Raw genomic sequence first — 10,048 nt, 5'->3', positions numbered from 1 at the left:
GGCCAGGCCGCTCCCCGCGGCCTGCGCCTGCGCGAGCGCGTCGGCGCCGGCAGCATCGAGCCCGAGGGCCGCCAGATGATCCAGGTTCTGCTGTACCCGCCCGGAAGACTGCGTGCGCAGCAGCCGCGCGCGCTGCGCGTCGATACCGCCCAGCAGTTGCGCCGCCACGCGCACCAGCCGCTGCGAGAGCATGCGCAGCTGCCCTGCGCGGTTGATCGCGTCCGCCCACTGCGCCGCCTCGATGACCGAGCGCGACACCTCGCCCAGACGCAGGTTGGCGTGCATCGCGGCGCCGCGCAGCAGGCCGAAGGCCTCGTCCTCGCCAATGCCGCGCGCGGACATCAGCAGGCCCTTGGCGCGATCGACCCACTTGCGCTCGTCCATGCGGGTGCGCAGGCTCTCCAGTTCGGTGCGCAGCGCGGCTTCTCGCTGCCAGCGCAGGCGTGCGCGTGCGGTCAACGCGGCGAGCGATTCGGCGTCGACGGCGCCGGCCTGCAGCCAGGCATGCACGCCGAGCGCGACCAGCTCCTCGTGCTGCGCGGTGCTGAGCGGCTCGCTGACAAGGCTCAGCGCGCACGGCGGCACGCCAGCCCAGCCGCGCAAGGTGTCGAGCAGCGCGGGCATGGGCAGAGACAGGAAGATCAGCGCCTGCCGAGGGGAAAGCAGCTCGACCTGCCGCGCGAAGCCGGCGCAATCGGCAACCCCGAGCACATCGATTCCCGCACCGGACAAGGCCTTCGCCAGTGCCTCGGGCAACACCGGGCCGGCGGATTCATCGGGCAGGACAACGAGAAGAGACATCGTGGAAAAAGAACGGTGCGGGAGCGCACCGCGAGCATAGGCCACGCCCGCGCGAATTCGCAGGCACGCCTCTTGCAACGAGTTGGGCGCGGTGTAACGAAGCACCGCTTTGGTGAGAAGGCTGCAGGCTCCTGCATCCGGCCCGGCAACGCACATGCCGCGCGCACCCCCACGTCGACAGCGTCCGCTGCCGGCACTCCGCTCCCAACCCCGTCCGTCGACACGGCCTCTCCAGGGCCGCGCCGCGGCTTTTTGCATCTTTGAACGCCATGTCAGGTTTCAGGAATTTCTTGCAGTCAGGCCACAGTCCGACACTGTTCGCGGCCTTCCTGTACTTCTCGTTCTCCTGCTGCATCTGGGTGCTCAACGGCGCCATGGCGCCGTTCATCGGCGAAACCTTCAGCCTCTCGCCGGCACAGAAGGGCCTGATGCTGTCGGTGCCGATCATCGCGGGCGCGCTCATGCGCTTTCCGCTGGGCATCCTGTCGCAGTACATCGGGCGCAAGAAGGCCACGCTGGTCGAAATGGCGCTGATCGCGGTGGCGATGCTCTTCGGCTTCTTCTTCGTCAAGAGCTTCAACGACCTGCTCGCCATGGGCGTGCTGCTGGGCATCGCGGGCGCCAGCTTCGGCGTGGCGCTGTCGCTGGGCTCGGGCTGGTTCCCGCCGCAGCACAAGGGCCTTGCCATGGGCCTTGTGGGCGCGGGCAACGTGGGCACGGCGGTGTCGGTGCTGGTGGCGCCGCCGCTGGCCAACTGGCTGGGCTGGCAGGCGGTGTACGGCGTGGCCGCCGTCGCCATCCTCATTCCGATGGTGGTGATGGTGGTGTTCGCCAAGGAACCGCCGGACGTGAACGCGCATTCGAGCTTCCGCGAACACATCGCCTGCCTGTTCGAAAAAGACGGCTGGGTGTTCAGCCTGATCTACGGCGTGACTTTCGGTGGCTTCATCGGCCTCACGACCTTCCTGCCCTCCTACTACTACGACCAGTTCGGCGTGAGCAAGGTGCAGGCCGGCCAGCTGACCATGCTCGCGGCCTTCATGGGCGCGGCGGTGCGCGTCGCGGGCGGCTGGATCTCCGACCGCTGGGGCGGCGTGAACACGCTCACCGTGGTGCTGCTGGTGGTGACCGCCAGCCTGGTGCTGGTGGGCGTCTCGTCGGCATCGCTGGCCGTGACCACGCTGGTGCTGATCGTCTGCTTCGCCGCGCTGGGCGCGGGCAACGGCGCGCTGTTCCAGCTGGTGCCGCTGCGCTGGCCCGCGAGCACCGCGGTGGCCGGCTCGATGATCGGCGAGATCGGCGCCCTGGGCGGCGGCCTCGTGCCCAACGCCATGGGCCTGTCGAAGCAGTACCTGGGCAGCTACCTCTGGGGCTTCATCTTCTTCGCGGTGCTCTCGCTCGTGATGCTGGGCGTGATGAGCGTGATGCAGATCCGCTGGACCCGCACCTGGGCCGAGAAGGGTGGCCGTGCGCGCGTCGCGCCGGCACAAGCTTCGCCCGCAGTCAACAACACGCGGAAGGCTGCCCGGTCATGAACCGCCCCGCCCGCCTCCGCTCATCGTGGCAAGAACAGGAGCCACACGATCAACAGGAGGTTGAACAGCACCGACACGCCCAGCGCCAGCTGGTAGAGCGCGAGCGGGTCGCGGCGGATCAGCGGCGTGGCGGCGGGCGCGCTCACGGGGCGGGATGCACCGCGTTCGAGCGCGAGCAGCAGTTCCTCGGCGGTTTCGAAGCGCTCGCGCGGATCGCGGGCGACGGCCTTGCGCACCAGGTGGTCGAGCCAGATGGGCACGTCGGGCCGCAGGCGCGAGAGCGCGACCGGATCGCGCCGGTAGCGCGCTACCTGGTAGGGCTCGATCTCGCCGTAGGGCAGATGGCTGGTGAGCCACTGGTAGAGCGTGACGCCGAGCGCGAACAGGTCGCTGGCCGCATCGGCGGTGCCGCCCTCCTCCCACTGCTCGGGGTTGATGTAGCTGGGCGTGCCGGCATGCAGCTCGCGCTGGGCCGCGCCCTCGCGGCCGGACAGCGCCACGCCCAGGTCGAGGATGCGCCAGCGCCCGTCCTCGCCCAGGTGCAGGTTGCCGGGTTTGATGTCGCGGTGGATCACGCCCTGGCGGTGCAGCCGGCCGAGCGCGCGGCTCAGCTCGATGGCGGCGCCCACCACTTCGGACACCGCGCCGCGCGGGTTCGCCTTGCGCAGCTGCTCCAGCGTGCGCCCGCCGTGCCAATCGAACACGATGTACAGCGCGCTCGCGTTCTCGGCGCGCTCGTGCACGCGGACGAAGCCGCTGTTGCCGCCGCCGCCCACGCGCAGCCCCAGCCAGGCCTCGTGCGCCAGCATTGCGCGCTCCTGCGGATCGCCGGCGCGCGAGGGGTGCAGCGTCTTCAGCGCGACCAGCTCGCGCGTGACCGGATGGCGGGCCTGGTACAGCAGGTGCACGCCGGTGTCGGCCACCAGCGCGGTGATGGCGTAGCCGTCGAGCACCTCGCCCACCTTCAGCGCGGGCGGCGGTGCGAGCCGACGGCCGTCGCCCAGTTCGTCGTCGAGCTGCCGCGCATCGAGGCCCGTCACGCGGATGACCAGCGCGGTCGCGTTGTCGCGCGAGCCGGCGTCGAGCGCCGCATGCACCAGCGCCTCGCTGGCCGCTTCGGCATCGCCCTGCAGGGCCAGCGCGGCCACCTGCTGGGGCTTGAGCACGCCGTGCACGCCGTCGGAGGTGAGCACGAAGCAGTCGCCCACGCGAACGTCGCCCTGCACGTAGTCGACCCGCACCTGGTCGTCCAGGCCGATGGCGCGCGTCAGGCGGCTGCGCATGTCGGGATGGTCGAAGGCGTGATCCTGCGTGAGCGGCACGGCCGGCTCGCCGCCGGCGCGCACGCGCCAGGCGCGCGTGTCGCCCACGTGCGCCAGCGTGTAGCTCTGGCCGTGCAGCACCAGCGCGGTGAGCGTGGTGAGCGCCGTGCCGCCGTCCTGCTTGCTCTGGCGCCGGCGGTTGTGGTCGGCCAGCCAGCCGTTCTGCGCGCCGATCAGGCGGTCGAGCGCGGCGGTCGGCTCCCAGGTGGCGGGCGTGGCGAAGTAGTCGGCCAGCAGGCCCATCACCGTGGTCTGCGCCGCTTCGCGGCCGTGCCCGCCGCTGGACACCCCATCGGCAATGGCTGCGATAAGGCCGCGCGCGTCGTCGCCCGGCGGCGCATGCGCTGCACCGGCGAAGTCTTCGTTCAGCTCGCGCGGTCCGCGCTGGCTGCTGTAGCCGATGTCCACTTCAAAGCTCATGGCGCGATTCTGAACGCGCGCCTCGGGCGCTCCTTTGCTTGATTTCCCTGAAAGGCCCAGCCCCATGAAGAAAATGAAACTCGTGATGGTCGGCAACGGCATGGCCGGCGTGCGCACGCTCGAAGAGCTGCTGAAGATCGCGCCCGACCTGTACGACATCACCGTCTTCGGCGCGGAGCCGCATCCCAACTACAACCGCATCCTGCTGTCGCCGGTGCTCGCGGGCGAGCAGACGATCGACGAGATCGTGCTCAACAGCTGGGAGTGGTACGCCGAGAACAACATCACCCTGCACGCCGGCAAGAAGGTGGTGGAGGTCGACCGCGTCAGGCGCATCGCGCGCGCCGTGGATTCGGAAGGTGGCGTCACCGAGGCCGCCTATGACCGCCTGCTGATGTGCACCGGCTCCAACCCCTTCATGCTGCCCGTGCCCGGCAGGGACCTGAAGGGCGTGATCGCCTACCGCGACATCGCCGACACCGACTACATGATCGAGACCGCGCGCACGCACAAGAACGCAGTGGTCATCGGCGGCGGCCTGCTGGGCCTGGAGGCCGCCAACGGCCTGATGCTGCGCGGCATGAACGTGACGGTGGTGCACGTCATGCCCTGGCTCATGGAGCGCCAGCTCGACGACGTGGCGGGCAAGCTGCTGCAGAAGTCGCTGGAAGACCGCGGCCTGAAGTTCCTGATGGGCGCGCAGACGCAGGAGCTGGTGGGTGACGCGGATGACGGCAAGAGCGGCCGCGTGAAGGCCATCCGCTTCAAGGACGGCACCGAGGTGGCGGCCGACCTGGTGGTGATGGCCGTGGGCATCCGCCCCAACGTGGAGCTGGCCGAGAAGATGCGCCTGCACTGCAACCGCGGCATCGTCGTCACCGACACCATGCAGACCGTGACCGACGCGCGCATCTACTCGGTGGGCGAGTGCGCGGCGCACCGCGGCATCGCCTACGGGCTGGTGGCCCCGCTCTTCGAGCAGGCCAAGGTGGCGGCCAACCACCTGGCGCAGTTCGGCATCGGCCGCTACCTGGGCTCGCTCACCTCCACCAAGCTGAAGGTGACGGGCATCGACCTGTTCTCGGCGGGCGAGTTCATGGGCGGCGAAGGCACCGAAGAAATCGTCATGAGCGACCCCTTCGGCGGCGTCTACAAGAAGCTGGTGATCAAGGACGACAAGCTGGTGGGCGCCTGCCTCTACGGCGACACGGTGGACGGCAGCTGGTACTTCAAGCTGCTGCGCGACGGCCGCAGCGTGCACGACATCCGCGACAAGCTGATGTTCGGCGAATCGAACATCGGCGACACCGGCCACGAGGGCCACAACAAGGCCGCGAGCATGCCCGACGACGCCGAGGTCTGCGGCTGCAACGGCGTGAACAAGGGCACCATCTGCAAGGCCATCAAGGAGAAGGGCCTGTTCACCCTCGACGAGGTGAAGAAGCACACCAAGGCCAGCGCGAGCTGCGGTTCGTGCACCGGGCTGGTCGAGCAGATTTTGATGTTCACCGCGGGCGGCGACTACTCCGCCACGCCCAAGAAGAAGGCCGTGTGCGGCTGCACCGACGCGAGCCACCAGGACGTGCGCGACGCGATCCGCAAGGAGCACTACCTGACGCACGACGAGGTGTACCGCAACCTCGGCTGGCGCACGCCCAACGGCTGCGCCACCTGCCGCCCGGCCATCAACTACTACCTGATCAGCACCTGGCCGAAAGAGGCGAAGGACGATCCGCAGAGCCGCTTCATCAACGAGCGCAGCCACGCCAACATCCAGAAGGACGGCACCTACTCCGTCATCCCGCGCATGTGGGGCGGCCACACCACGCCCGACGAGCTGCGCCGCATTGCCGACGCGGCCGACAAGTACAAGATTCCGACCGTCAAGGTCACGGGCGGCCAGCGCATCGACCTGCTGGGCGTGAAGAAGGAAGACCTGGAAGGCGTGTGGAAGGACATCGGCATGCCCAGCGGCTTCGCCTACGCCAAGTCGCTGCGCACGGTGAAGACCTGCGTGGGCAGCGAGTGGTGCCGCTTCGGCACGCAGGACAGCACGCAGATGGGCAAGGACCTGGAGCGCGCGCTGTGGGCCATGTATTCGCCGCACAAGGTCAAGCTCGCGGTGTCGGGCTGCCCGCGCAACTGCGCCGAGGCCGGCATCAAGGACGTGGGCGTGATCGGCGTCGACTCCGGCTGGGAACTCTACGTGGGCGGCAACGGCGGCATCAAGACCGAGGTGGCGCAGTTCCTGGTGAAGGTGAAGACGGCCGAGGAAGTGATGGAGTATTCGGGCGCCTTCCTGCAGCTCTACCGCGAAGAGGGCTGGTACCTGGAGCGCACGGTGCACTACATCGGCCGCGTGGGGCTGGACTACGTGAAGAAGAAGATCCTCGAAGACGCCGAGGGCCGCAAGGCGCTGTGGGAGCGTCTGCAGTTCGCGCTCGACGGCGAGCCCGATCCGTGGTTCGAGTCGGCGCAGGCCTCGGTCGACGTGCGGCAGTTCACGCCGCTGACGGCATGAAGCGCCGGTTGTTGGCCGCCACAAACCAGAAATAGAGAGAAACGAGAGAGCCCCACCATGAGCGACTGGAAAGTGATCTGCCGCATCGACGACATTCCCGTGCTCGGCGCGCGCCGCGTGACGCGGCCGGCCGGGCTGGACGTGGCCGTGTTCCGCAATTCCGAGGACCAGGTGTTCGCGCTGCTCGACCGCTGCCCGCACAAGGGCGGCCCGCTGAGCCAGGGCATCGTGTTCGGCACCAGCGTGGCCTGCCCGCTGCACAACTGGGCCATCGGGCTGGACGACGGCTGCGCCAAGGCGCCCGACGAGGGCTGCACGCCGAAGTTCGCCGTGAAGGTGGAAGACGGCGTCGTGCACCTGGACGCGGCCGAACTGGCGACGCATGCCATCGACCTGGAACGCCCGGTCGCAGGCCCGAAGCCTTTCGCGGTGCTGTCGGTTCTTCCGCTGGAATAAACCCATGACGCGGGAGACCCGGTCCACCTGCCCGTACTGCGGCGTCGGCTGCGGCGTGATCATCGAGTCGACCGGCGACCAGATCACCGGCGTGCGCGGCGACCCGGCGCACCCCGCCAACTTCGGGCGGCTGTGCACCAAGGGCTCGACGCTGCACCTCACGGCCAGCGCCACGGTCACGCGCCAGACGCGGCTGCTGCAGCCCATGCAGCGCCTCGCGCGCGGCGAGGCCCCCGCGGCGGTGAGCTGGGACACCGCGCTGGACAACGCCGCCGGCAAGTTCGCGCAGGTGATCCGCGACCACGGGCCCGACGCGGTCGGCTTCTACGTGTCGGGCCAGCTGCTGACCGAGGACTACTACGTCTTCAACAAGCTGTCCAAGGGCCTGATCGGCACCAACAACATCGACACCAACTCGCGCCTGTGCATGAGCAGCGCGGTGGCCGGCTACAAGCAGACGCTGGGCGCCGACGCGCCGCCGGCCTGCTACGACGACCTGAAGCACGCGCAGTGCCTCTTCATCGTGGGCAGCAACACGGCCTGGGCGCACCCCATTCTTTTCCGCCGCATCGAGGACGCGAAGGCGGCCAACCCGGCGCTGAAGATCGTGGTGGCCGACCCGCGCCGCACCGACACGGTCGAGATCGCCGACCTGTTCCTGCCCATTCAGCCCGGCACCGACGTGATGCTGTTCAACGGCATGCTGCACCTGATGCTGTGGGAGGGCTGGACCGACGCGAAGTACATCGCGGCGCACACCAGTGGCTTCGATGCGCTGAAGGCCACGGTGCGCGAGTGCACGCCCGACAAGGTGGCGCAGGTCTGCGGCATATCGAAGGACGACCTGCTCGAGGCGGCGCGGCTCTTCGCCACCTCGCCCGCCACGCTGAGCCTGTACTGCCAGGGCCTGAACCAGTCCTCCAGCGGCACGGCGAAGAACGCCGCGCTCATCAACCTGCACCTGGCCACCGGCCAGATCGGTCGCGCCGGCGCGGGCCCCTTCTCGCTGACCGGCCAGCCCAACGCGATGGGCGGGCGCGAGGTGGGCGGCCTCGCCAACCTGCTGAGCGCGCACCGCGACCTGGCGAACCCCGACCATCGCGCCGAGGTGGCGGCGCTCTGGGGCGTGCCCTCGGTGCCCGAGAAGCCGGGCAAGACGGCGGTGGAGATGTTCCAGGCGGCGGCCGACGGCGAGATCCGCGCGCTGTGGATCGCCTGCACCAACCCGGCGCAGTCGATGCCCGACCAGGCCACCGTGCGCCGCGCGCTGGAGCGCGCCGAGTTCGTGGTGGTGCAGGAAGCCTTCGCCACCACCGCCACCTGCGCTTTCGCCGACCTGCTGCTGCCAGCGACCACCTGGGGCGAGAAGGAAGGCACCGTGACCAACAGCGAGCGCCGCATCTCGCGCGTGCGCCCGGCCGTGGCCGCGCCGGGCGAGGCGCGCAACGACTGGTCGATCGCGGTGGCCTTCGCGCACCGGCTCGAGCGGCTGATCGGCCGCGCGTTCACGCTCTTCCCGTACGAGACGGCCGAATCGGTCTGGAACGAACACCGCGAATCCACGCGCGGGCGCGACCTGGACATCACCGGCCTGAGCTACGCGATGCTGGAGAGCGCCGGCCCGCAGCAATGGCCGCTGAAGGAAGGCGAGAGCACCGGCCGCGCGCGCCTGTATGAAGACGGCGTGTTCCCCACGCCCGACGGCCGCGCCCGCTTCGTCGACACCACCTACAAGCCGGTGGCCGAGGCGCGCGAGGCCCGCTATCCCTTCTCGCTGAACACCGGCCGCCTGCGCGACCAATGGCACGGCATGAGCCGCACCGGCACGGCCGGGCGCCTGTTCGGCCACGTGCCCGAGCCGGTGGTGCAGATGAACGCGCAGGACATGGCGCGCCGCCAGATCGGCGAAGGCGACCTGGTGCACCTGACGTCGAAGCGCGGCTCGATCATGCTGCCCGCGCGCGCCAGCGCCGAGGTGGGACTGAGCCAGGCCTTCGTCGCCATGCACTGGGGCGAGGAGTACCTGAGCGGCTGCTCGTCGGGCGGCACGCGGCTGGCGGGCATCAACGCGCTCACCACGCCGGCCTTCTGCCCCACTTCGAAGCAGCCGGAGCTGAAGCACGCGGCGGTGAAGATCCTCAAGGCCGAGCTGCCCTGGTCGCTGCTGGCGATGGCATGGCTTCCCGACGGCGAGGCACTGGCGGCGCACCGCGCGCTGCAGCCGATGATGGCGCTCTTTCCTTTTGCAACCTGCGTGCCGTTTTCCGGCAACGTGCAGGGAAGCGAACGCAGCGGCCTGCTCTTTCGCGCCGCCGCGCGCGACGCGCCCGACGACGCGCTGGTCGAAAAAATCGAGACCCTGCTCGGCCTGCAGACGCCCGACACCCTGCGCTATGCCGACCGCCGCCGGGGCCAGCGCCGCTCGGCGCGGCTGATGCGCCGGGCCGACGGCAGCGCGGGCCTCGAAGCCTTCCTGCTGGGCGGCGACACCAGCGCCGAGGCGTGGATCGCCACGCTGCTGCGCGAGGAGCTGCCCGCCCAGAGCTACGGCCGCCTGCTGCTGTCGCCGGGCTCGAAGGCGCCGGTGGCGGTGCAGTCGCGCGGCAAGACGGTGTGCACCTGTTTCAACGTGGCGGATGGGGCGATCCAGGGCGAGCTGGCGCGCTGTGCCGGTACGCCGGACGAGCGGCTGGCCAGGCTGCAGGGGGCGCTGAAGTGCGGCACCAACTGCGGCTCGTGCATTCCCGAGCTCAAGCGCATGGTGCGGGCGACGCCGGCCGAGGCGGAGGCGCTGCCGTGATGCGCGATCTGCACTGCTCCCTCTCCCCTCGGGGAGAGGGCTGGGGTGAGGGTGGCGGCGATGACGTCCGCGCGATGTTGCGAGGCCGCCGCCCTCACCCTGACCCTCTCCCGCAAGCGGGAGAGGGGACAAGACAACGCGGAGGCGCTGTGGTGATGCGCCCGCATCCTGCTCCCTCCCCCCTGGGGGAGGG

6 protein-coding genes are annotated in these 10,048 nt (G+C 69.8%); 4 read left to right on the top strand and 2 right to left on the bottom strand.

Features of this window, described 5'->3' with window-relative positions; translation table 11 throughout:
* Nucleotides 1–801 (bottom strand): ANTAR domain-containing response regulator (locus QMO14_RS31625; RefSeq protein WP_301512022.1); only part of this gene is annotated, 801 nt, incomplete at its 3' end.
* 269 nt (nucleotides 802–1,070) lie between these two features.
* On the opposite strand from QMO14_RS31625, the gene QMO14_RS31620 reads away from it, so the two are divergent.
* Complete coding sequence (locus QMO14_RS31620) at nucleotides 1,071–2,336, top strand: nitrate/nitrite transporter (protein ID WP_301512021.1); 1,266 nt, start codon at nucleotides 1,071–1,073, stop codon at nucleotides 2,334–2,336.
* Between the two features lie 20 nt (nucleotides 2,337–2,356).
* On the opposite strand, the gene QMO14_RS31615 is transcribed toward QMO14_RS31620, so the two are convergent.
* Nucleotides 2,357–4,078 (bottom strand): bifunctional protein-serine/threonine kinase/phosphatase, encoded by a 1,722-nt coding sequence (locus QMO14_RS31615; protein ID WP_301512020.1) that lies wholly within the window; start codon nucleotides 4,076–4,078, stop codon nucleotides 2,357–2,359.
* Nucleotides 4,079–4,142: 64 nt separating this feature from the next.
* Here QMO14_RS31615 and nirB point away from each other — a divergent pair, with 64 nt between their 5' ends.
* From nirB to QMO14_RS31600, 3 genes are read left to right on the top strand one after another with little or no spacing between them, the layout of a single operon-like run.
* On the top strand, nucleotides 4,143–6,599 hold the full coding sequence (gene nirB, locus QMO14_RS31610) for a nitrite reductase large subunit NirB (protein ID WP_301512019.1): 2,457 nt from the start codon (nucleotides 4,143–4,145) through the stop codon (nucleotides 6,597–6,599).
* A gap of 57 nt (nucleotides 6,600–6,656) precedes the next feature.
* Entirely contained in the window at nucleotides 6,657–7,055 is a 399-nt protein-coding gene (gene nirD, locus QMO14_RS31605; protein ID WP_126018258.1) for a nitrite reductase small subunit NirD, read from the top strand.
* Between the two features lie 4 nt (nucleotides 7,056–7,059).
* Nucleotides 7,060–9,855, top strand: a complete 2,796-nt coding sequence (locus tag QMO14_RS31600; RefSeq protein ID WP_301512018.1) for a nitrate reductase — start codon at nucleotides 7,060–7,062, stop codon at nucleotides 9,853–9,855.
* Nucleotides 9,856–10,048 lie beyond the last annotated feature (193 nt).

Origin of the sequence: Variovorax sp. CAN15 (assembly GCF_030462475.1) — a bacterium.
Taxonomy (GTDB): Bacteria; Pseudomonadota; Gammaproteobacteria; order Burkholderiales; family Burkholderiaceae_C; genus Variovorax.
This window is presented reverse-complemented; position numbering and strand designations above follow the sequence as displayed.

What these genes read in the sequence shown, in the direction of transcription:
- QMO14_RS31620 (WP_301512021.1), top strand. Translation starts at nt 1,071, where the DNA reads ATGTCAGGTTTCAGGAATTTCTTGCAGTCAGGCCACAGTCCGACACTG.
- QMO14_RS31615 (WP_301512020.1), bottom strand. Translation starts at nt 4,078, where the DNA reads ATGAGCTTTGAAGTGGACATCGGCTACAGCAGCCAGCGCGGACCGCGC.
- nirB (WP_301512019.1), top strand. Translation starts at nt 4,143, where the DNA reads ATGAAGAAAATGAAACTCGTGATGGTCGGCAACGGCATGGCCGGCGTG.
- nirD (WP_126018258.1), top strand. Translation starts at nt 6,657, where the DNA reads ATGAGCGACTGGAAAGTGATCTGCCGCATCGACGACATTCCCGTGCTC.
- QMO14_RS31600 (WP_301512018.1), top strand. Translation starts at nt 7,060, where the DNA reads ATGACGCGGGAGACCCGGTCCACCTGCCCGTACTGCGGCGTCGGCTGC.